The sequence below is a fragment of the Pontibacter indicus genome, assembly GCF_900156345.1.
GTDB classification, from domain to species: domain Bacteria; phylum Bacteroidota; class Bacteroidia; order Cytophagales; family Hymenobacteraceae; genus Pontibacter; species Pontibacter indicus.
In genome coordinates, this window is sequence record NZ_FTPP01000001.1 from 1179181 (window position 1) to 1201667 (window position 22487).

Consider the following 22487-nt stretch of genomic DNA (forward strand, 5'->3'; position numbering starts at 1 on the left):
TTAGACGAATCTAAATTTAAACGAAATCAGTATATTTGTAAAGCTAAACATTATATTATGCGAAACTCAAAGATAGCTGGCGTTGGCCATTACGTGCCTGAAAAGGTTGTGACCAATTTTGACCTCGAGAAAGTCATGGAGACTTCAGACGAATGGATCCGCGAACGAACAGGTATACAGGAACGTCGCTACTTCCAGGAAGGTGTAGATACGACGTCCAACATGGGTGCCAAGGCCTCCATGAAGGCGCTGGAAATGGCGGGTCTAAAGCCGGAGGACGTGGACATGATCGTGTTTGCCACCCTCAGCCCTGACTATGTGTTTCCGGGCTCCGGTGTGCTGATGCAGCGTGAGATGGGCCTGAAAGAGATTCCGGCGCTTGACGTGCGAAACCAGTGCTCCGGCTTTGTATATGCGCTTTCGGTGGCCGATCAGTTCATCAAAACCGGTATGTACAACAACATCCTGGTGGTTGGTTCCGAAATTCACTCCAATGGCCTTGACTTCTCCACCCGTGGACGCAACGTGTCTGTAATCTTCGGCGATGGCGCCGGGGCAGTGGTGCTCACCCCTGCTGAGAAGGAAGGACAAGGTATACTGTCCACACACCTGCATGCCGACGGTGAGTTTGCTGAGGAGTTGGCTGTGATCGATCCGGGTAGCACCAAAAAGGACCGCCTGACACACGAAATGATCGATGAAGGCACCGTTTACCCTTACATGAACGGCAATCAAGTATTCAAACACGCCGTGACACGTTTCCCAGAAGTGATTGAAGAAGCACTTAACAAAAATGGCTATAAAGCATCTGATGTTGACATGCTTATACCGCACCAGGCTAACCTGCGCATCACCTCATACATTCAGCAGAAAATGGGCTTGCCAGACGAAAAGGTGATGAGCAACATCCACAAGTATGGCAACACGACAGCTGCCTCCGTACCAATTGCCCTGAGCGAAGCCGTGCAGGAAGGCCGCATCAAAGAAGGTGACCTGGTATGTATGGCAGCTTTCGGCTCAGGCTTTACCTGGGCCTCCGCGCTGATCAGATGGTAATTTTATATGGAGTGATTGAGTGCGTTAGCGAATGAGTGATTAGTAGATGAGCTGTACCTCATTTGTGAATTATCAATTATGAATCTCAACAATTTAACAATCCACTCATTTACCAACCCGCTCAATCACTCATTCGCTCACTCACTCAATTAAAAAAGTGCACAGTTTTACTGAAGAGAATTACATCAAGGCGATTTACAAGCTTTCTGAGGGGGGCACCCGTGAGGTGAACACCAATGCCATTGCCGAAGCACTGGACACCAAGGCGGCTTCTGTGACCGACATGCTGCGCAAACTGGGCGCCAAAGGTATAGCCGACTACGTCAAGTACCGGGGCGTTACGCTAACGGAGACTGGTGAGCGGGTAGCCCTGCAGATCATCCGGAAACACAGGCTGTGGGAAGTATTTCTGGTCGAGAAGCTCAAGTTTAATTGGGACGAGGTGCATGACGTGGCGGAGGAACTAGAACACATCAACTCCGATCTACTGATCCGGCGGCTCGACGAGTTTCTGGGCTATCCGAAGTTCGACCCCCACGGCGATCCGATCCCTTCGGAAGATGGCAAGATGAATACCAAACAACAGCGTCTGTTGGCAGAGCTGGAAGTAAACGGTTCCGGCACAGTAGTCGGCGTCAACGACTCGCAGCCGCTCTTCCTGCAGTACCTCGATAAAATGGGGATATTCCTGGGAGCCAAGATTAAAGTAATAGACAAAATACCCTACGACAACTCTCTAGAGATCAACCTGGAAAACAAAAAAAATCTGGTGGTATCTGGGGAGGTTGCGCGTAATATTTTCCTGTCTGCCTAGTATGAAAGTAGTTGTTTTTTTTCTGGGCTTTATGTTCACGCTGTTGCTCGGCACCGCCTGTACCCAGGTTGACAGCCGGGGCGAAATACCTGCCGGGAAGCGAATGCGCATCGTCACCACAACAGGTATGCTAAAGGATGCCGTTGCGCACATAGTAGGCAATGCCGCCGATGTGGAGGCAATTATGGGATCCGGCGTGGATCCGCATCTTTACAAAGCGACGCAGGGCGACCTGAACAAACTGACGGAAGCGGATGTGATCATTTATAATGGGCTGCACCTGGAGGGGAAAATGGGCGAAGTGCTGGAAAAGCTGAGCCGTTACAAAACGGTGGTGCCTGCTACAGCGGGTATACCTGAAACGGACCTGCTCCAGTCGGCCGATTACTCCGACAGCCACGACCCGCATGTGTGGTTTGACGTTTCTCTTTGGATGAAGGTCGTCATTTACGTGAGCAGCGAACTGCAGAAAAAAGACCCGCAGCATACGGCCCTGTACCAGGAGCAAACCGCCGCCTACTTGCGCGAGCTCTCAGCCCTACACAACGATACCAAAGCCGCCATTGCCTCCATACCGGAGCAGCAACGCATTCTGATCACGGCGCACGATGCATTCGGTTATTACGGTAACGCTTACGGCATCGAGGTACGTGGTCTGCAGGGCATCTCTACCCTATCGGAGTTTGGTTTACAGGATGTTTCTTCGCTCGTCAAATTCATTGTCGCAAACAAGATCAAGGCCGTTTTTGTTGAGTCATCTGTTTCGCCAAAGGCCATTGAAGCAGTAGTACAAGGATGCCGGAAACGCGGTCATACCATCGAGATAGGCGGCACGCTTTTCTCTGATGCCATGGGAGAAGTGGGTACCCCCGAAGGCACTTATACCGGCATGGTCAGGTATAACACAAACACGATTGTAACTTCTTTAAAATAAGAAGACTAACATATGATACTTCAAGTAGAAAATCCGGTAGTAGAAGTACACGACCTGACGGTGAGTTACGACCGCAAGCCCGTGTTGTGGGGCATCGACCTGACGCTGCCTGCCGGTGCGCTGGTGGGTGTGATCGGTCCGAACGGCGCAGGAAAGTCTACCCTGATTAAGGCGATGATGAACCTGCTACCAGTAAGTAGCGGCTACGTGCGCATCTTCGACCAACCGCTCAAGCAGGTATACAGCCGCATCAGCTATGTGCCCCAGCGCGAGTCGGTGGACTGGGATTTTCCGGCTTCGGTGTTTGATGTGGTGCTGATGGGCAGGTATGGCCAGTTGGGTTTGTTCAAACGCCCGCGCAAAGCCGACAAGGACGCCGCCATGGAAGCCCTCGAAAAAGTAGGCATGCAAAGCTACGCTAACCGACAGATCTCGCAGCTTTCCGGCGGACAGCAGCAGCGCGTTTTCCTGGCCCGGGCACTGGCCCAGAATGCCGATGTCTATTTCATGGACGAGCCCTTCGCCGGTGTCGACATCGCCACCGAAACCGCCATCATCCAGCTGCTTCGACTGATGCGCGACCAGGGCAAAACCGTGATCGTGGTACACCACGACCTGCAGTCCGCCTCCGAGTACTTCGACTGGGTGGTGCTACTCAACATGCGCCTGGTGGCCTCCGGACCAACCGACCAGGTACTGAACCAGGAGCTTTTGGAACAAACCTACGGCGGCAAGCTCACCCTGCTCAGCAAAGTGGGCGACCTGCTGAGGAAACAAGAGTTTCCGGCGAGGGAGAAGAGTTGAATTGTTAAATTGTTGAAGGTTAAATTGTTTAGTGCACGATTAAACCACCCCTGCCTCTCCAAGGAGGGGATTTCCGGGGATACCTATTTGTCGGTATAAGTTTCGTATTGAAGGCTATATTACCTAAAGCAACATCACTATATACAACAATTAACTATTTAACCATCAATAATTTAACCACCAACCTACTAACAATTTAGCCATCAGCAATTTAACCATCTAAAAGATGCAGGACTTCATAGAGTTTTTCTCGTTTACGGATGCCAACATACGGTACGTGACGTTGGGCTCGGTGCTGCTGGCTGCCAGTTCGGCGGTAGTGGGCTGCTTTACGCTGCTGCGCAAGCGGGCGCTGGTCGGCGATGCAGTCGCTCATTCCGTGTTGCCGGGTGTCTGTCTGGCTTTCATGCTATCAGGCACAAAAAACCCTTTTATTCTGTTGATTGGAGCCTTTGTAACGGGTTGGCTATCACTGTTGGTGATCGATTACATCACGTCCCGTTCCCGCGTCAAAGAAGATACGGCCATCGGGTTGGTGCTTTCCGTGTTTTTCGGTATCGGTATTCTGATGCTCACCGCTATCCAGCAGACTGGTAATGCCGCCCAGAGCGGCCTCGACAAATTTCTGTTCGGCAGTGCAGCTTCGTTGATCGGAGAAGATCTGATCGCTTTTGGCGTGGTGGCCGTGTTGCTTCTCGTGGCTGTGGTGGTGTTTTACAAAGAACTCACGTTGCTCTGTTTTGATCAGGCCTATGCCCGCACCATTGGCTTTCCGGTGCGTGGACTCGAGTTATTACTGACTACCCTCACGGTTTTTGCCGTCGTGGTAGGTATACAGGCGGTGGGCGTTGTGCTGATGGCGGCCATGCTCATCACACCGGCTGCGGCGGCTCGCTTCTGGACCGAAAACTTGAAGGTGATGTTAGTGCTTGCTGCCTTGATTGGTGCTTTTTCAGGTATAGCAGGCGCCTTCGTTTCCTACACCGCCCCTTCCATGCCAACCGGTCCCTGGATTGTACTGATCGTGTCGATGATCGCAATTTTGTCTTTTGCCCTGGCGCCTGGTCGTGGTTGGGTGGCCCGCATCATGCGACAACGACGTAACAAAACACGCATTCTGGAAGAAAACCTGCTTAAGTTGCTTTACCAGTTAGGCGAACTCCGACAGGACTACGGTAGCGCCCGCAGTCTGGAGGAATTACTTGAACGGCGCAACATTCCCAAAAAGGAAGCGCTAACTGGGTTGCGAAAGCTCAGACGGCAAGGTTACCTTCAAAAAGTAGAAAGTCGCTGGCTGCTGACTCCGGAAGGCGAAAAACGTGGCCGCCGGGTGGTGCGCCTCCATCGTCTATGGGAGCTATACCTGACACAATACCTGAACCTGGCCTCCGACCACGTACACGAAGACGCCGAAACCATCGAACACATCATCACCCCTGAACTGGAGCAACGATTGATCGAGGAGCTCAACTACCCGGATCTGGACCCACACAGCGCAAGAATACCCTAGGAAAGTTAGCAAATGAGTGAATGAGTGAATTAGTGGATGAGTGATTGGGGAAGGTGAGCATTTGAGATTTAAAGAAGTAATGTTATTAAAAGCGACGAAATTGAAAGGAAATAGAGTTACACAACTGGGAAAATGATGATTAGTGAGATTTTGCGTGATCTAACCCCATCTTAGATCGTGTCCAGGAATCGCAGGTAGTTTTAATTCCGAACTTCAACTCAGAAATAATCACTCAATCACTAACTCACTTACTCAAAAAAAATGAACGCATTCTGGATCATATTGACGGGAAGTTTGGTGGCAACCTGCTGCAGTTTGTTGGGTTGTTTCCTGATACTGCGGCGTATGGCCATGGTAGGTGATGCCATTTCGCATGCGGTGCTTCCAGGCATTGTGATTGCCTTTATGTTCACCGGTTCGCGCGACACGGTTCCGATGCTGATTGGCGCCGGACTGCTGGGGGTGCTCACCACTTTCCTGATCGAGTTCTTTCACCGTTTCGCGCGGGTGCAAGCCGACGCGGCCATTGGGGTAACTTTTACCTGGCTCTTTGCCATCGGCATCATCCTTATTTCCGTGTTTGCCGGTCAGGTGGACCTGGACCAGGACTGCGTATTGTATGGCGAAATTGCCTACGTGCCGCTCGACCTCATCATAACCGAAGGCGGGCTGAGCCTTGGTCCCCGTACGGTATGGATGCTGGCGGTGGTGACGCTGCTGATCGGCGCTTTCGTGGTGCTGGGGTATAAGGAGCTTTTCCTGACTACCTTCGATCCAGCTTTTGCAGCAGCCATCGGCATCTCTACTACACTCTGGTACTACCTACTGATGGGTGCGGTATCACTCACGACGGTGGCTTCCTTCGAGTCAGTGGGGGCTATTCTGGTGGTGGCCTTTCTGGTTGCGCCCCCAGCCACGGCCTACCTGCTTACCGACGATTTCAAATCCATGCTGGGCTTATCGGTCCTCCTGGGAATCATCGCTTCGTTTGCCGGCTACTACCTGGCTGTATGGCTGGATGGATCTATTGCCGGAGCCATCGCAACCGTGACAGGTATAGAGTTTCTGCTGGCATTTCTTTTCTCGCCTACGCACGGCAAATTGCGCAGTCAAAAACGCGTGCAAACGATCAGCCATTAAACTGAATAATAAGCTTCTTATTAAATTGTATTGAAAGTGTTTCTTTAAGCGTTTAGATCGAAAGATACCTGCCATGCCTCAAAAAATAGTCCTGTTTTCTTTGCTTGCACTCGTGCTTATAGCCTCTGGCTATACCTGGCGTAGTGCGGATCCTAAAGAAGCCGTAACTCAGAAGGTAGGTAAAATCAATTGGATCGGCATAGAGGAAGCTGCTGAAAAGATTAAAAAGCAGCCCCGCAAGGTGGTAATTGACGTGTACACAGACTGGTGCGGCTGGTGCAAGAGAATGGACAAGTCTACCTTTACAGACCCGGCTGTGGTAGCCTATATCAACAAAAACTACTATGCGGTGAAGCTGGATGCCGAGGGTAAAACGCCGATCACACTCAATGGCCATACCTATACCTACAAGGAGCAATACAGGGCGCACGAACTGGCCATTGCCCTGCTGCAGGGGCAGATGAGTTATCCGACCACCGTATACCTGGATGAGAAGTTCAACATGCTCACACCTGTTCCCGGCTACCTCGATGCACCGACTTTCCACAAGATCCTTACCTATTTCGGGGACAATCATCACAAGTCCAAAACCTGGGAAGAGTACGCGAAAAGGAATTAATAATGATTAATGAGTAATTTTACAAAAGCATCGCTAATTAATCATTAGTCACTAATCATTATATATTATTCATATTACCTTGATTCATCAGTTCTTACATACCGATACCATTGCAGCGGTTGCCACGGCATCCGGCACAGGCGCCATTTCAGTCATTCGTCTCTCCGGTCCGGAGGCCATCACCATTACGAACGCTGTTTTCAAAGGTAAGGACCTGACCGAGCAGGCCAGCCATACCATTCATTTCGGCACCTTGCGCGACGGAGACAAGATCATTGACGAAGTGCTGGTTTCCCTGTTCGTGGCGCCCCACTCCTATACCAAAGAGAACGTGGTAGAGATCTCCTGTCACGGCTCCGATTTTATTGTGCAGCAGATCATGCAGCTGCTTCTGAAAAAAGGCGCACGCCTGGCCAATGCCGGAGAGTTTACAAAACGCGCCTTCCTGAACGGGCAGTTTGACCTGGCCCAGGCCGAGGCCGTGGCCGACCTGATCGCTTCTGACTCTGCCCTTTCGCACGAAGTAGCCATGAAGCAGATGCGCGGTGGTTTTTCACAGGAGATCAAGCGGCTGCGGGCTGAGCTAGTGCACTTCGCTTCCATGATCGAGCTCGAATTAGATTTCGGTGAAGAAGATGTAGAATTCGCTGACCGTGAGCAACTACGCTCTCTGATCCTGAACATACAGCAGATCATACGCGAACTGCTTAAGTCATTTGAGCTGGGCAATGTGATCAAAAACGGCGTCCCAACCGTGATCGTCGGCAAACCAAACGCCGGTAAATCCACCTTGCTCAACAAGCTGCTCAACGAGGAGAAAGCCATCGTGTCGGATGTACCGGGCACCACCCGCGACTTCATCGAAGACGAGATCAACATCGGAGGCATAACGTTCCGCTTTATCGACACGGCCGGTCTGCGCGAAACCACCGACAAGGTAGAGGCCATCGGGGTGGAACGCACGCTGCAGAAGCTGAGCCAGTCGTCGCTCATCATTTACCTCTTCGACATCACCACCACCACGACGGAAGAGTTACAAGCTGAGTTGGAAGAGCTTAACCCGAAGAAGCTGCCTTTGCTTGCTGTCGCCAACAAAATAGACCAGGCTATACCTGAGCAACTGGCTGAATTTGCAGGTATAGCAGGCCTGGTACAGATTTCTGCAGCAGAAGGTGCACACCTGGAAGATCTAAAACAGGCGCTGGTAGAAAAGGTGAACCTGGGCAAGCTCAACACCCAGCAGCAAACCATTGTGACCAACCTTCGCCACGTCGACAGCCTGAACAAAACCTATGAAGCGCTGGACGATGTGCTAAACGGTCTCGCCCTGGGCATGAGCGGCGACCTGGTGGCGGCCGATATCCGCCGGGCGCTCTACAGCCTTGGCCAGATCACGGGGGAAATCACAACGGATGACTTGCTGGATAACATCTTTACGAAGTTCTGCATCGGCAAATAGCATCTCAAAATAACACAATATCACATTCAAACAAAAGCCTTATTATCGCTGATAATCAGGCTTTTTCGCACCCCTCCTCTTTGTGCATCAAAAACAATAGCCTTATATTTATACTATCGTTGTACCTCGTTTGTACCAAAAATACCCTATTTGTACCCCACTACTGAAAACGGGGGAGATCATTTGACTTATTTAACACTAACAATACTTAATTAACGCTAGCTGCTCTTAATAGCCATGAGCTCCAACATCAGAATACAGCGCATGGGCCTGGCCTGTCCAACTCCTGTGCCCCCTTTTAGCTCATTGAAAATTAGAGACTGGGGGTCTTATCAGCTAAAAGCCACAACACGAAATGGGACTGTGCCGGCATAGGATTAGTCGCCCTCTTGCCTCATATTATCATCCAGCCGCAGGTCAATCATCAGCTTGTTTGGGTCAATCCCACCGCTTTCGGGCTTTCGTGGCACGGTCATTTTTATAAGCTGCTCACCGGACCGGACGCGGTGCATCCGCAGGTAGAGTGGCTCGCTCAGTCCCTTGCCTTCTTCATACAGACCGACTTCCAGCCAGTCATGCATGGGCACCTCCTCTTCATTGCCCGCACTGTCCACGACCACCTTTTGCGCCTGTATCTTCAGGGTTACCCTCCAGTCGCCCGACTTCGACTCCTCTGCCACAAACTGTTTGGTTTTGAGGCGCCAATACGTGTTCTCCTTGAACAGGTCGGTTAAGAGGTAATGCAATGAGTCGGGGGTTGCCTGCTGAAGCTCCTGGTAGAGATCCAACGTGGTGGGCAGGGGCAGTTCGCCAGTCGTGCGTTTTTGGAGCAGACTCCGTAGCGCCCCGTTGACTTTCTCTTTCCCGATGTACTTACTCAGGGCATACAGGGCGAGACCACCCTTTTTATAATATAAAAACTCCTCATTGGCCTGAAGCAGGGAAGCGGAGACCAGGGAGCGGGGCATCGCGTATGAGGCATGCAGGTAGTCCACGTATTGCTGTAAATGGTGATCCCCATAGTCCTTTTCCAGCACCTGCATGCCGGAATACACGGAAAGGCTTTCGATCAGCACACCGGCCCCTTCTACGTAGGCAGGTGTTAACCTGGCCAAGCCCCACCACTGGTGCGCCATTTCATGCGCCATAATATAATAAGGCAAGTCAAAGCCACCGGGACTGTCATCGGGATTTAGAATGGCATACTGCTCTCCGAAATATACAATGCCCGCATCTGCACTTGCCCCTCCCCCAGGCCCGGCACCCTCTACCAGCGTGAAGGATTCAAACGGGTAAGGGCCAAACTGCGCTGTATAATAAGCCAGTGAAGCTTTCACGCTCCGGAGCATGCGTTCGATGTTCTGATCATGGCTGGGATGATGATAAATCCTGATCGTCACATCCTTCCACCTGCTTTCCTTCACTTGATAGTTTGCCGACAGGATGGCGTACTCCCCCCCGATCGAAGCATTCGTTTTATAGTGGAAATAGCGACGACCATCTTTTTCCCAGGTACTGTGCAGTACACCCGGCGCAACGGCTACTTCACCCTTTGCGGTTCCGACAATGGCTTCGAAGGTCGTCTGATCTGCACTGAAAGGCTTCCTGCGTGCTTCATGCTCATAAAGAGAAGGCAATACAGGGCGTGCAGCCAGCTGATGATTTTTCCGGATATACGCGTCTTGGATTTCCCGGAAGCGTTGGTAGCCGATGGCAGGGAGCAGGTCGTAGTTTGTAAAGAAGGTACCGTTCGCCACTACCAAGGGCTTTGTGTTCCTGTGACGGAAACCATTTTGTTTGTGGTGCACCACAAAATCTACCTGCAGCGAATCACCGGGCTGCAGTGGAGCTTTCAGGGCGTATAGGCGGAAACCGAATGCGCTGTCAGTCAGCACCCCGGCAGCCGGCCGGTTAAAGCGTACCTCTCCAAACGCAGCTCCCGGTTCGCTTCCCAGCTGGATGGTGTCTAAGGCGGCGGTGGTCTTATTCACCAGCGTATAGGCTCCTCGTATCTCCACTTCCTGCTGGTCAGGATACAGCTCGACTTGTAGTTTCGTAGCCGTCAGTTGGGGTTGGGGCGACTGGTTGTAGCGGCCGTAGCGCCGCTCGTATTCAGCCTCCCATTCCAGGCCGTCAGCCTCTGTGTGGTACGCGTTCAGCACATTCGTATTGTAAAAGATGAAGCTCCCCGTAGTCAGCAGGAGCCCTGTACCGATCACGGTCACCCAAACAGTGGAGCGCTTGATGCGTCGCGGTGCTACCCTAAGACGGTGTTTCAGGCTTTGCTCCCTTCCCCGTACCCACAGCAGCCTTCCCCCCACTAAAAGCAGTAAGGCCCAGGCAGTCCAGTACAGTTTAAACCACAGCCACGGCCCCAGCGTTGGTCCGAAACCACGCATGTCGGTGTACCACCATCCCGGGTCCGCTCCATAGATGAGCAGAGGGTGCTCGACGCCAAACCTGGAAGGAAAGGCCATAAAGCAAAATACGAAGAGCAACACCAGATAAGCGATGTGTTTTTGATTCACCACGACGTGCACCACCAGGGCAAGCAGGGCAAAGAGCAGGTAGTCTATGAGTTGAAGTCCGAATAGCGCCTTCACGTATAGGCCTGGCTCTAACTTATCGTAGCCCAAGATGAACTGCATCCCGATGCCGCCGGTCATGAGCAACCCCAGCCAGGCCAGGATAATGAGCCCGAGGCCCATGAACTTGCCCATGAAAAGGACCCAATCCGGTACCGGTGCAGCATCCGCCACATCCCCCAGACCGGCATCCCGCTCACGCCACACCAGCTCGCCCGCGAAGTAGAGGATGAGCAGCGGGATCACCACCCAGGGCGAGGAGACGTTGCCTACGGGAGCAGCCAGACAGCCGATCACCTGCTGGGTGGTCGAGAGCAGCGGAACCCCGTTTTCCTTCATAATGAAGGCGCCGAAGACAGCCGAAGCCAGGGCAATGGCGCCCACCAGTGTAAGCCCTACAGGGTTTCTGGCTATCATCCCAAAAGATGCCCTCGTCATTGCCAGAAGCTGCCAGAACCGGGTGGCAAAGCCGAAGCTTCGCTGCACCTGTGGCACAGTAATGGAGGCTGCTCCACCTGTAGCTCCCTTAGCAGGCGCTTCGGTCTGCGCTTTGGAACGCCGTTTAAGGCGAGGCCACCGGCTGTTGGTTACAGGATGAACAAAACCGTAGCGGCGGTAGGCAAGCCACAGAATCCCTGCGGCGGCGGCAAGCCAGCAGATGCGGTTCAGCAGGAAGACTCCTTCCAGCGCCATCAGGCGTGTATTCTTATCGGGTGCAGTCCATGTTTGCATTTCGCCGCCTACAATGCCGGCAACCCCTATCGGGTCCAATAAGGCGGCCCAGCTCCAGTTCCCAAGGAGCGTTGCCGCCGACATGGCGATGAGCTGTGGGAAAATGGCTAGCAGCAGGCTGGCCAGGTAACTTGTCATCACCCGGTGGCTAAGCGCTGCAAAGGTGAACTGCAGGGCGGTTGCTACAAAGACTGTCGGCAAGGCAATCAGGAAATACACATTCAGGTATACCCATGGCCTGAAAGGCAGCAGTTCGCCATGCTCCCTACCCGGCAGGTAAAAGAAAAGGAGTATGCCGACCGGCAAGGAAAGGACTAGCAATGCATTCACTGCCAAGGCTGCCAGAAACTTTCCACCCAGGTAGTCAAGCTTGGAGACAGGCGTGGTATAGATCAGGGGATGAATACGTGCCTGCGCGTCCCGGGCTGCTGCCTGGCCGGCTATGGAAGCTCCCATCATCAGCCAGAGCAGGCCGCCGAGCACGGTAAGGGCCGTGACAAGGAAAGTATTGTTTGGGTAGACGCCGTCGCCGGGGGAGATGACCTGGTTCATGCCAAAGGTAAAGGCAAGCAGAAGAGCGAGGCAGAGCCAGGTGAAGGTGCGCCTGACCAGGTAGGCGAACTCAAAGCAAAAGATTTTCCAGCGTATCATGACTGCACCTCCCCTACCTGTGGCAGCTCCTGCTTATGATGATATCCTGCCATGGCGGTGAAGTAGACATCTTCCAAGTCGGGCTGCACCAGTTCGAAGCCCTTGCCGGGATCTTCTTCGCTGTAAACGTGGGCCACCGTCCGACCGCCCAGCAGCTTGGTAGAGATCACTTGATGTTCCTGCTCCAGGGACGGCAACGAGCCTTTCTCAGCAACACACCGCCAGATCCTCCCCTGCAGCTCCCTTACTGCATGCATTGGTGCGGCATCCTGCAGGATTAGCCCTTTGTTGATGATAGCCATGTGGGTGCATAGTTCCGAGACATCCTCCACAATGTGGGTAGAGAGCAGCACCACGCTGTTCTCCCCCAGCTCGCTCAACAGGTTGAGAAAGCGAACCCGCTCGGCTGGGTCCAGGCCTGCCGTGGGTTCATCCACGATCAGCAGCTTCGGATTTCCCAGCAAGGCCACCGCCACCCCGAAGCGCTGCCGCATCCCCCCGGAAAAGCCGCCGAGCTTTTGGCTGCGTACCTCCCAGAGATTGGTTTGTTTCAGCAGGGCGGCTACCACTTCTCTTCTGGAAGCCCGGCTAGTGATGCCCTTGAGTACGGCGAAATAATCCAGCAGATCTTCCGTCCTCACCCCGGGGTAAACTCCAAATTCCTGCGGGAGGTATCCCAGCGTCTGGCGCACCTCTTCTTTTTGCTTCAAGACATCGATTCCCCCCAGAAACACCTGGCCACTGTCAGGCTCCTGGAGGGTTGCCAGCGTGCGCATGAGGGTTGATTTGCCTGCACCGTTAGGACCCAGTAGCCCGTACATACCTGCCGGGATATCCAGGTAAACGTTACGTAGGGCCTGCACCCCGTTTGCATAGGTCTTCGAGACATTGCGGATTGAGAGGCTGATCTGCTGATTTTCCATCGTTCTGATTTGAAGTGTTTATTTTCAAGAGCAAAGCCCCTCTACAGAGGCCACCCCTTCATTTCTGAATAAAGGAAACAGCTTGGAATGGGAAGGCAAAAAGCGATATATGACCTGCGTAAAGTAATCTGCCAAGGGACGCTAACTTCCGCCAAAGCACTGGCAGAGTCAACAGGCGGTTTCGTAGATCGGGACAGGGCAGTGGCCGAGTAGGTCATCAGGAAATAACAGGAAAAGATATCTTTGGATTATGAATAGAATTAAGAAGGTATTTACGCTGATCCACCTCGGTCTCTGGATTCTGTTTAGCCTGCTGGTAGCCCTCCAGCTAAGTCAGGACGATTCCAACTGGTTTCCCTTGACCATCGGGTTCATCCTGACATGCCTGTATGTTTTTTACAGTCATTTTTTTCTCCTGACCCGCTATGCAGGTAAAGGAAAGCGCGGTGCCTATTTTAAGTGGCTGGCAGCCATCATCTTCACCGGACCTTTCCTGTTTCTGCTGACGCATTACTACAAGCAGGATAACTGGGATCCCTTCCTCGGCTACTATACCATGGCCCTTGTGACCATTGTGCCGGCTTTCCTCTTTCTCAGCTGGCTTGCCCGGGTAACAGAGAACCTCGTGCTGAATACCATTCGGAAAGAACAGCTGGAAAAACAGGCCGTCCAGGCCGAGTTACACTATTTGAAATCACAGATCAATCCGCACTTTTTATTCAATACGCTCAACAACATTCATACCCTGGTGTACAAACAGGCGCCGGCAGCACCGGAGGCCGTTCTGCGTCTGGCTTCCTTAATGCGCTACATGATCTATGAATCCAATGCCCCCACGGTGCCGCTTTCCAGGGAGATGAAGTACCTGCAGGATTATGTGGGTTTGCAGCAGCTTCGCTATAAGAAGAGCCCTGTGGTGGACCTGGCCCTTGAGGGAGACACAGCCTCCTGCCACATTGCCCCCCTGTTGTACATCCATCTGCTGGAGAATGCCTACAAACACAGCCCGGCCCGACTGGAGCCCGGTGCTATCCAGGTGCGCGTCACCATACAAGAGAACAGGCTTATCTTCCGTCTGCGGAACCCGGTCAATAAAAGCCCGGCGCATGCCCTGGAAGAACCTGGCGGCATCGGGCTCCCCAATGTGCGGAAAAGACTGACCTTGCTGTATCCGGATCAACACAGCCTGGAAATCCATAACTCGGGTGAAACATTTACAGTAACTTTAATCATCAACGGTCTTCCATTACAGGTTCATGAAGGAGAAACTCACTTGCTATATAATTGATGACGAGCATCTGGCGCAGGAGATACTGGAAGAGTATGTAGCGAAAGTCCCTTTCCTGGAGCTGAAAGGCACCTTTATGAGCCCCCTGGAAGCGGCGGCTCAACTGAAGGAAGATAAGCCGGACCTGCTTTTCCTGGACATCAACATGCCGGACCTGGACGGGCTTAGTTTCATCCCGATGCTGAACCCCAGGCCGATGATTATCCTGACCACGGCCTACGATCAGTATGCCCTGAAAGCCTTTGAACTGGAAGTGAAAGACTACCTGGTAAAGCCTTTTTCTTTTGAAAGGTTCTACAAAGGCGTGCTGCGCCTGTACCAGGAACAAAGCCCCATGCAGCTGCCTGAAAAAAAAGAAACAAACCCAGCGTCCATGCATGAGCAGGAATACCTCTTCCTGAAAGTAGGCCATCGCATCCAGAAGCTGGCGACCCGCGACATCCTATACGTGGAAGGCATGAAAGACTACCTGCGCATCCACACAGCCAGGGAGAAGATGATGACGCTCCTGAGCTTTGCGAAACTTGAAGAACTGCTGCCTGCCGGGGAATTTGCCCGGGTGCACCGCTCCTACCTGGTGGCCCTCGACAAGATTGACCACATCGAGAAGAACAGGATCAGAATCGCCGATCAGATCATCCCGATCAGCGATACCTACAGTGATGGTTTTTACAAAAAGTTAAGAGGCCTGAGCTAGACGCTAAAAGAGTAGGACGCTCCACAACCGCTCTGGACGATAAAAGTAGGATGGCTTTTAACTTAATCGGGATAAAGAATCATACCCCCTGAAGTCGTCAGGCACGCTCACTCAATGTCCATTCTGCAGACCCGCCTTGTTCTGGCTGAAAAAAGGCGCGCGCCCTATACCTCCATGCACTGGATAGTATACCCGGAAAGCAGCTTGCGCCTGCTTCAGTTGAACTGGGACCCTGGCCTGGAGGAACGCATGATCACCGGGAACAATGCAGCTTTTGCTAATAAACAAGTAGACGGGCAAGTGCATGGCCAAGGGTGTATAGATTTACGGCAGCGGTAAATAAGATTAGAAAAACGCTCCGTGATTAGCTGCTTAACATCAAAATAGCCAACAACTTAGCACAGCACCCTATTGCCATAGGCTCACCCTGAATAGCATCAGATATTCGAATTTTACTGCTATGGATAAAATAGTATGAAATATTATTTTTCCAGCTTACATTGTGGTTTGCTTTTATAATCATTTCTAAGAGACCAGCAGAAAATAGAACGCATGGGGATACAGCGTGAACTGGACCGCTCACTGGGCCTGCGCCTGGTGATCGTAGTCGTGATTGGAAACATCATTGGGTCCGGCGTGTACAAAAAGGTGGCACCGATGGCTGCTGAGTTGCACTCGGCTGAGTGGGTGCTGATCTGCTGGCTGCTGGCCGGCGTTATCTCTTTGTTTGGCGCGCTCTGCAACGCGGAGGTAGCCGGTCTGCTGGCCGATACGGGTGGGGAATACGCCTATTACAAGAAAATCTACAACCGTTTCTTCGCCTTCATTTACGGGTGGTCACTGTTCACGGTCATCCAGACGGCGGCGATCTCTTCTTTGTCGTATGTCTTTGCGCAGTCGCTCCATAGCATTGTGCCCCTACCCCCTATGCTCGAAGGGTTATCCGACTTCACGATTAGTGGTATTTTCTACCCATTTGCCGACTTCAACATCAAGCTAGTTGCCATCTTGCTGATCGTCCTCCTAACCTGGGTGAACATGAAGGGCGTTCGGACCGGGGCCTGGCTCAGCACAGCCATCCTGCTGCTTGTCTTCACCGGAATCGGTATCATTGTGCTTTTCGGGCTCTCCAGCAGCCAGTCAAATATCGGGGAAAGCTTCTCAGTTTCGTCCGTCTCCAATTCTCCTGTCACTTTCAGCGCCGTCTTCACAGCCATGCTCTCTGCGTTCTGGGCCTACCAGGGCTGGGCAGCCATCGGCTTTTTGGGCGGTGAGGTCAAAAACGCAAAGCAAAACATTCCGAGGGGTATAACCATCGGGGTGCTGACGGTGATCGGCATTTACCTGCTCGTGAACATGACCTACCTGTCCCTGCTTCCTGTCTCGGTGCTGGAACAAATTCATGCAGCCGGAAACAAGATTGCGGCTGTAGAGGCTGTGAAGAGTTTCTGGGGCTATGGCGGCACCGTGTTCATTTCCATCCTGATCCTGATCACGACCTTTGGCTGTACCAATGCCACTGTGCTGGCAAGCTGTCGCACCTACTTCGCTATGGCACGAGAAGGGCTCTTCTTCCGGAAGGCGGCAGACCTTAACCAGGCGCAGGCTCCTGCTAACTCGCTCCGCTATCAGTGTATCTGGGCCTGTCTGCTGGTACTCTCCGGTACGTTCGACCAACTCACGGACATGATTATTTTTGCCGTTTTCATCTTTTATGGGTCTACCACACTGGGTGTATTCATCCTGCGAAGAAAAATGCCCAACGCCGTCAGACCCTATAAGGTATGGGGCTACCCGGTGGTGCCTGCCATCATGGTCCTCTTCTGTGCCGCCCTCTTCCTAAACACGATCATGGTCCGCCCCCGGGAGGCAGCCATTGGCATGGCGCTGATCCTGACGGGCATTCCCATGTACTGGTGGTTCCGTAAAAACCAGCGCAAAGAATCTGAAGCGTCTTCTGAGAAAAAGGTTCTAAACTGAGAACCAAAGCGGGATGGTAGCCTCTAGCCTTAGCAAGTTATAGGCTGCGGATCTTTGTTTTTGTATGGGCGAAGCGGGTTGCACTTTAGTCCTAGCATCGATCCCCTGTCTGCATCTTGCTATTCAGGATGCCTGGCTAAATATGCCGGGATCAGCCTGTTGCCTCCCGAAAAATTTATGTGACCTCCCTGTTGCATTAGTGGGCTCTACACTTTTCCTTTGTTAAGATGAAAACTACAGTTGCGCAGGTGCTAAAAAAGCTGAACGTATTGCTGACAATCCTGTTATGCGGCGTGCTGACAATTGCCCTACCTGCCACTGTACAGGCAAATAACCTGCCTAAGAGGCTGTTTCAGGAGAGCACGAATACGGTAGAAGAAGCTCCACTCGCTTTCTTTTTGGGCGATTACACCCCTGGCGAAGTGGTCGGCCTGCCTCAGCTTGAGAGGTCCCTGCTAGCTCCCCTTTTCTACTTGCTACTCCAAAAAATTTACCCTAATGGCAAAGGTGCTATACCTGCGGTAGTACATGCATCCTCTGCCTCCAAGGACGACTGCGGCCTTTACATTATTCAGACCAAAGGCCCTTAGATATCAGCCTCTTTCCGGCTGCTCATACTGACCTAATCCCCGCGGATACCTGCCTTAGAAGCCGGAGTCCGAATAAAAGCTGTTTCTGTTGACAGCAGCTTTTTCCCGGCTAAAGCCAACTCGTTTTTTCGATGGTTTTACAAAGGCGGGATTGAACTGACAGCTGCACTAGTGTAGAACGGCTATGCCTGATACTACAGGCCCTTTTCGCGCGACTGGCATGCAATGCGAAGAGCGAGGGTCTGAGTAGACACGATTACAACCATGACGCTTACAAAGGAAAAATTACAGGCGAAGTTCTCTACCCGCAGGCTCATACTGCCCATGTTGCTGGGACTGGGCGTGGTGGGCTACATGCTGTATAAAAACTACGAGCCAGGGCAACTTCAGACGCTCTTGCAAGCCAGCCCGCTCTGGATTGGGGTAACGTTGCTGGTACTGCTCATCAGGGATCTGGGCTACATGTACCGTATCCGTTACATCACAGACAAAGCCCTGAGTTGGAAGCAGAGTTTCCGGGTGATCATGCTCTGGGAGTTCGCCTCCTGCGCCCTGCCCTCGGTAGTGGGTGGTTCTACCATTGCGGCCTACATTCTGTTCAAAGAGAAGATTGCGCTGGGCAAGTCCATTGCACAGGTGATGGTGACGGCCATGCTGGACAACCTGTATTTCGTGCTGGCAGTACCACTTGTGCTGCTGTTCGCAGATGGCGAGTTAATTCCCTCTCTCGATAACATGAGCGAAACGTTCCGGCAGAGCCTAAGCATTGCCTTTGGTATCTCATACCTGCTGATCGCCCTTTATGCGTTTACCATGTTCTATGCCCTTTTCATGAACCCAAAAGCCGTCAAGCGACTATTATTGCGGATCGGAAGCATCAGAATATTGCGAAAGTGGCGGCCTGCACTATTGCGCCACGCCAACGAGCTGCTCATTGCTTCCAAGCACCTGCGCACGAAAGACGTTTCTTTTTGGCTTCATGGAAGCATCTCTACTATATTTGTCTGGACCGCCCGGTACGCCATCATCGGCTGTCTGATAGCGGCTTTCACGCACCTGGATGCGGGAGACCATTTCCTGGTGTTTGCACGCAACCTCATCTACAAGGTAGTTCTGCTGGTGTCTGTTACCCCGGGAGGAGCTGGCTTTGCCGAGATCGCTTTTCCAGCTTTTTTTGGTGCTTTCCTGGGTGGGTTTACCACCATCATCGTACTGCTGTACCGCCTGCTGACCTACTACCTATACCTGTTGGTGGGCGTCATCGTGTTTCCACGCTGGGTTGCTGTGGTGTATGGCAGTGAGAAAGACAATACCATACCTGCATCGAACCAGCAAAAAAATATTTCAACCACCCTTAATTCCGACACTATCCCCGCTAAATGAGAAATTTTGTTAAGAACCTCACCCGTCGAAAAAATGCCGTTGCCGTTCTAGAGGACTATCGTAAAGATGGTAACATACAAGGCACCGATCTGGTACGCAACCTGCAGTTCAGGGATCTTGTTGCCTTTGGCATCGCGGCTATTATCGGGGCGGGCATCTTCAGCACCATCGGCAATGCCAGTGCGGCGGGCGGCCCGGCCGTCTCCTTGCTTTTCATCTTCACGGCCATCGCCTGCGGTTTTTCGGCTCTTTGCTACGCACAGTTTGCCTCTACCATACCTGTGTCGGGCAGCGCCTATACCTATGCCTATGCTTCTTTCGGTGAGTTCGTGGCCTGGATCATCGGCTGGGACCTGCTCATGGAGTATGCCATCGGAAACATTGCAGTAGCCATCTCCTGGTCCGACTATTTTACGGCCGTGCTCCGTGGCATCGGCATCGGCATGCCGGAGTACCTCACCATGGATTACCTGAGCGCATCACGTGGCTTTGAGGAAGCACAGGGCTTGCTCGCACAGGGGCAGGCGCTCTCGTCATTGCCAATGTACTTGCAGGAATCGTTTCTGGCCTGGCAAAACGCGCCGACGCTGGCTGGTTTCAGGCTAGTGGCAGATATACCTGCACTGGGCATCACGGCGCTGATCACGTACCTGGTATACATCGGCATCAAGGAGTCCAAGCGCACGGCCAACCTACTGGTGCTGCTCAAGCTCATCGTTATTTTACTCGTTATCACGGTAGGCGCCTTCTATGTCAATACGGATAACTGGTCTCCCTTCGCTCCGAACGGACTGTCAGGCATTATGAAAGGGGTATCGGCGGTTTTCTTCGCCTACATTGGCTTCGACGCCATCTCCACCACAGCCGAGGAGAGTGAGAACCCGCAGCGCGACCTGCCACGCGCCATGATCTTCACACTTGTGATCTGTACGGTTCTTTACGTGTTGCTGGCCCTGGTGCTAACAGGTATGGTTCCCTTCAACGAGCTGGCCGTGGGTGACCCCTTGGCCTTTGTATTCGCGCGGGTGAACCTGGATGCCATGGCCGGTATTGTGGCCGTGAGCGCCGTGGTAGCCATGGCCAGTGTGCTGCTGGTTTTCCAGTACGGGCAACCCCGTATCTGGATGGCCATGAGCCGGGACGGGCTGCTGCCGCGTGCCTTCTCCCGCATCCACCCAAAACACAAGACTCCTGCCTTTGCCACCATTGTCACCGGTTTTGTAGTGGCGGTGCCGGCTCTTTTCATGAACCTGACTGAAGTGACAGACCTGACAAGCATCGGCACGCTGTTCGCCTTTGTGCTGGTGTGCGGCGGTATCCTGTTGATGGAAGAGAAACAAAAAGTGGCCACCACAGCCCACAAAGGTTTCCGGGTACCCTACATCAATGGCCGTTACGTACTGCCTGTGTTAATGCTGGCGGCTATTGCATTGCTCTTCTATTTTCAGGCAGCTGCGGTGAGCGCCTTCTTCAGCCTCGACGGTGGTTGGGAAGTTTTTCAGCACAAGTTGCCATTATTGGGCTTCATTGTGGTCGCCGCAATCGTCACCGTGCTCACCATTGTCCGCGAGCTTTCGCTTATACCTGTATTGGGTCTGCTTACCAACCTATACCTGATGACAGAGCTGGGCCTGACGAACTGGACACGTTTCTTAGGCTGGCTGGCGCTGGGTCTGGTGGTTTACTTTGCATACGGCTACCGAAACAGCAAACTCCGTCAAGCAGCGGAAGTAAAAGCTGCCTAAGCAAACCCATTTCATACGCCATGTGCCGCGATGGTCTGTTGCCCGCTTAATTCGGAATGATACATCGCAAGTTTACCAGGCCTTATGTGACAATCATCATCACAGGTCAGGTAGCCACAATAGATGTGCCGGTTTACTTACTGTAGTGCCCCAAACACGGCAAACTGCAGCAGAAGACTCCCGAAACGACTAAACAAGTGGTAGATTAACAGGCGTTAAGAGTATAGACAATAAAGCAAAACCCGCTGCTCCGGCAGCGGGTTTTCTATTTAATAGGCTTTCCTTAAGTTCGTGCTTCCCTACTAATCTACTGCAAATCACTGAAGACCCACCTGCTTTTCGTGCCGACAGTTCTTCGCCGCATCTTTCGTATACCCTTCCCTTTTGTGATAGCCTCATCCATTCGCTGCTGTGCCTCTAATAGGGCCTCTGCGTAGGGCTGGTACAGTACACGTTCCGGCAGTTCACCGGGCTCCTCCTCCGCGTCCCAAAGTCCTGACCGGTGCCAGGGAGCGAGGTGGTCCCAATCGGGCCGGTCGATGATGGGATACAGGCAGATTCCCCACAAAGGTATACCTGCCTGCAGTGCAGCAGTGCACTCCTCAGCCACAAAACGGATCCAATGCGGACGGTCTATACCTGGATGGCTTGTTTCTGCCAGAGCGATGGGTTTCTGGTAACGGGTATAGGCCATTTGCAGCAAATTCCGCAAGGGTTGCCACCGCTCGTCCTGGTGCTCGTTCACCCAGCTCAGCCGCTCGTGCGTACCCAGCTCCCATTGGTTGTTGTAATAGTAGTTGAGACCCAGAATGTCCAGGTACTCTGGTTTTCCACCTAGCTCGGGGCAGATACGGCCACACAATATATCCACTGCCTGAAACTGGTGTTCCTGCGCCCTTTGGGCCTCGGCTTGCACATCGGGCGACCCATCGCGGGGAGCAACTATGTTCACGAGCGGCTCCGTGGTCAGGATGCGGATGTCGGGGTCTTCTTCGCGCATGGCTGCTATACCTTCTATGTAGGCCCGCATCAAACTATACTTCACTTCCCAGCCTTGCCCGATGCAGTAAGGCGAAGTCCCTCGTACGTCCCCACCCAACCAGGAAATAAAACTCACTTCGTTGATGGGGGTAACCACCAAGGGACCATCCGGAACCTGAGAGCGGTAGAACTGCACAAAAGCTCTGCACATGGCGGCGAAGCGTCTGGCAAACATCGGATGCAGGGGTGTGAGGTCGTCCGGATAACCAAAATGGCAGAGGTCCCATACCTGCTGTATGCCCAGTTTCTTACCCATCGCGAGCATGGTGCCGACGGTCGTCCAATCGTAGCAGTAAGGCAATTTTTCTACCTGACTCCAGCGTATACCTTCCCGCACCGTCCTGATCCGGAAGGGATACAGGTTGCGGTAATCCTGCTCCAGTAGTTGGAGATGTCCCGTCAGGGTGAGGAAGTCCACTCTGTTTCCGAAGGCGTTGAGTTTGTCTGTGCACTCAAACCCGGCCATCCAGAAGGATTGAAAAGAACTTTGCTGTGCGCTGGTGTTTGCCGCTGCGTTTTCTGCCATTTGTTAAATA

At 52.7% G+C, this 22487-nt stretch carries 17 protein-coding genes; 14 read left to right on the forward strand and 3 right to left on the reverse strand.

Annotated elements, in window-relative coordinates:
• Positions 1–57 precede the first annotated feature (57 nt).
• From B0B12_RS05095 to mnmE, 8 genes are all read left to right on the forward strand, one after another.
• Positions 58–1056 (forward strand): 3-oxoacyl-ACP synthase III family protein, encoded by a 999-nt coding sequence (locus B0B12_RS05095; RefSeq protein ID WP_076666376.1) that lies wholly within the window; start codon positions 58–60, stop codon positions 1054–1056.
• Positions 1057–1213: 157 nt separating this feature from the next.
• Entirely contained in the window at positions 1214–1870 is a 657-nt protein-coding gene (locus B0B12_RS05100; RefSeq protein ID WP_076666377.1) for a metal-dependent transcriptional regulator, read from the forward strand.
• Between the two features lies 1 nt (position 1871).
• Positions 1872–2804, forward strand: a complete 933-nt coding sequence (locus B0B12_RS05105; RefSeq protein ID WP_076666378.1) for a metal ABC transporter solute-binding protein, Zn/Mn family — start codon at positions 1872–1874, stop codon at positions 2802–2804.
• A gap of 12 nt (positions 2805–2816) precedes the next feature.
• The gene (locus B0B12_RS05110; RefSeq protein WP_076666379.1) at positions 2817–3608 is read left to right on the forward strand and encodes a metal ABC transporter ATP-binding protein; all 792 of its coding nucleotides are present in this window, start codon (positions 2817–2819) and stop codon (positions 3606–3608) included.
• A 226-nt stretch (positions 3609–3834) separates the two neighbouring features.
• Positions 3835–5118, forward strand: coding sequence for a metal ABC transporter permease (locus B0B12_RS05115; RefSeq protein WP_076666380.1), 1284 nt, complete (start codon positions 3835–3837; stop codon positions 5116–5118).
• A 261-nt stretch (positions 5119–5379) separates the two neighbouring features.
• The gene (locus B0B12_RS05120; protein ID WP_076666381.1) at positions 5380–6258 is read left to right on the forward strand and encodes a metal ABC transporter permease; all 879 of its coding nucleotides are present in this window, start codon (positions 5380–5382) and stop codon (positions 6256–6258) included.
• Between the two features lie 73 nt (positions 6259–6331).
• A complete protein-coding gene (locus tag B0B12_RS05125; protein WP_076666382.1) occupies positions 6332–6877 on the forward strand; it encodes a thioredoxin family protein in 546 nt (181 codons plus the stop codon).
• A gap of 79 nt (positions 6878–6956) precedes the next feature.
• The gene (gene mnmE / locus B0B12_RS05130) at positions 6957–8336 is read left to right on the forward strand and encodes a tRNA uridine-5-carboxymethylaminomethyl(34) synthesis GTPase MnmE (protein WP_076666383.1); all 1380 of its coding nucleotides are present in this window, start codon (positions 6957–6959) and stop codon (positions 8334–8336) included.
• 377 nt (positions 8337–8713) lie between these two features.
• Here mnmE and B0B12_RS05135 read toward each other — a convergent pair whose 3' ends face one another.
• Entirely contained in the window at positions 8714–12304 is a 3591-nt protein-coding gene (locus tag B0B12_RS05135) for an ABC transporter permease/M1 family aminopeptidase (protein WP_076666384.1), read from the reverse strand.
• Positions 12301–13227, reverse strand: coding sequence for an ABC transporter ATP-binding protein (locus tag B0B12_RS05140; protein WP_244554602.1), 927 nt, complete (start codon positions 13225–13227; stop codon positions 12301–12303). Before B0B12_RS05140 ends, B0B12_RS05135 begins: the two co-directional genes overlap by 4 nt.
• A 250-nt stretch (positions 13228–13477) precedes the next feature.
• Between B0B12_RS05140 and B0B12_RS05145 the strand changes: the two genes are divergently transcribed.
• The 6 genes from B0B12_RS05145 (at position 13478) to B0B12_RS05175 (ending at position 20910) form a co-directional block, all read left to right on the forward strand.
• Positions 13478–14515 carry a sensor histidine kinase gene (locus tag B0B12_RS05145; RefSeq protein ID WP_076666385.1) on the forward strand — a complete coding sequence of 346 codons (1038 nt, stop codon included), beginning with the start codon at positions 13478–13480 and terminating at the stop codon, positions 14513–14515.
• On the forward strand, positions 14484–15212 hold the full coding sequence (locus B0B12_RS05150) for a LytR/AlgR family response regulator transcription factor (RefSeq protein WP_076666386.1): 729 nt from the start codon (positions 14484–14486) through the stop codon (positions 15210–15212). The genes B0B12_RS05145 and B0B12_RS05150 overlap by 32 nt, the downstream gene beginning before the upstream one ends.
• Positions 15213–15764: 552 nt before the next feature.
• Positions 15765–17192 (forward strand): APC family permease, encoded by a 1428-nt coding sequence (locus tag B0B12_RS05160; RefSeq protein WP_076666388.1) that lies wholly within the window; start codon positions 15765–15767, stop codon positions 17190–17192.
• A 227-nt stretch (positions 17193–17419) separates the two neighbouring features.
• The gene (locus B0B12_RS05165; RefSeq protein WP_076666389.1) at positions 17420–17782 is read left to right on the forward strand and encodes a hypothetical protein; all 363 of its coding nucleotides are present in this window, start codon (positions 17420–17422) and stop codon (positions 17780–17782) included.
• A 264-nt stretch (positions 17783–18046) separates the two neighbouring features.
• Entirely contained in the window at positions 18047–19165 is a 1119-nt protein-coding gene (locus B0B12_RS05170; protein WP_076666390.1) for a lysylphosphatidylglycerol synthase transmembrane domain-containing protein, read from the forward strand.
• On the forward strand, positions 19162–20910 hold the full coding sequence (locus B0B12_RS05175) for an amino acid permease (protein ID WP_076666391.1): 1749 nt from the start codon (positions 19162–19164) through the stop codon (positions 20908–20910). Before B0B12_RS05170 ends, B0B12_RS05175 begins: the two co-directional genes overlap by 4 nt.
• Positions 20911–21217: 307 nt before the next feature.
• Here the strand turns inward: B0B12_RS05175 and B0B12_RS05180 are convergent, their stop codons facing one another.
• Positions 21218–22477, reverse strand: coding sequence for a glycoside hydrolase family 1 protein (locus tag B0B12_RS05180; RefSeq protein ID WP_244554603.1), 1260 nt, complete (start codon positions 22475–22477; stop codon positions 21218–21220).
• Positions 22478–22487 lie beyond the last annotated feature (10 nt).

Coding starts and splice junctions, on each gene's coding strand:
- B0B12_RS05095 (WP_076666376.1), top strand. CDS start 58: ATGCGAAACTCAAAGATAGCTGGCGTTGGCCATTACGTGCCTGAAAAG.
- B0B12_RS05105 (WP_076666378.1), top strand. CDS start 1,872: ATGAAAGTAGTTGTTTTTTTTCTGGGCTTTATGTTCACGCTGTTGCTC.
- B0B12_RS05110 (WP_076666379.1), top strand. CDS start 2,817: ATGATACTTCAAGTAGAAAATCCGGTAGTAGAAGTACACGACCTGACG.
- B0B12_RS05115 (WP_076666380.1), top strand. CDS start 3,835: ATGCAGGACTTCATAGAGTTTTTCTCGTTTACGGATGCCAACATACGG.
- B0B12_RS05120 (WP_076666381.1), top strand. CDS start 5,380: ATGAACGCATTCTGGATCATATTGACGGGAAGTTTGGTGGCAACCTGC.
- B0B12_RS05125 (WP_076666382.1), top strand. CDS start 6,332: ATGCCTCAAAAAATAGTCCTGTTTTCTTTGCTTGCACTCGTGCTTATA.
- B0B12_RS05135 (WP_076666384.1), bottom strand. CDS start 12,304: ATGATACGCTGGAAAATCTTTTGCTTTGAGTTCGCCTACCTGGTCAGG.
- B0B12_RS05140 (WP_244554602.1), bottom strand. CDS start 13,227: ATGGAAAATCAGCAGATCAGCCTCTCAATCCGCAATGTCTCGAAGACC.
- B0B12_RS05145 (WP_076666385.1), top strand. CDS start 13,478: ATGAATAGAATTAAGAAGGTATTTACGCTGATCCACCTCGGTCTCTGG.
- B0B12_RS05150 (WP_076666386.1), top strand. CDS start 14,484: ATGAAGGAGAAACTCACTTGCTATATAATTGATGACGAGCATCTGGCG.
- B0B12_RS05160 (WP_076666388.1), top strand. CDS start 15,765: ATGGGGATACAGCGTGAACTGGACCGCTCACTGGGCCTGCGCCTGGTG.
- B0B12_RS05165 (WP_076666389.1), top strand. CDS start 17,420: ATGAAAACTACAGTTGCGCAGGTGCTAAAAAAGCTGAACGTATTGCTG.
- B0B12_RS05170 (WP_076666390.1), top strand. CDS start 18,047: ATGACGCTTACAAAGGAAAAATTACAGGCGAAGTTCTCTACCCGCAGG.
- B0B12_RS05175 (WP_076666391.1), top strand. CDS start 19,162: ATGAGAAATTTTGTTAAGAACCTCACCCGTCGAAAAAATGCCGTTGCC.
- B0B12_RS05180 (WP_244554603.1), bottom strand. CDS start 22,477: ATGGCAGAAAACGCAGCGGCAAACACCAGCGCACAGCAAAGTTCTTTT.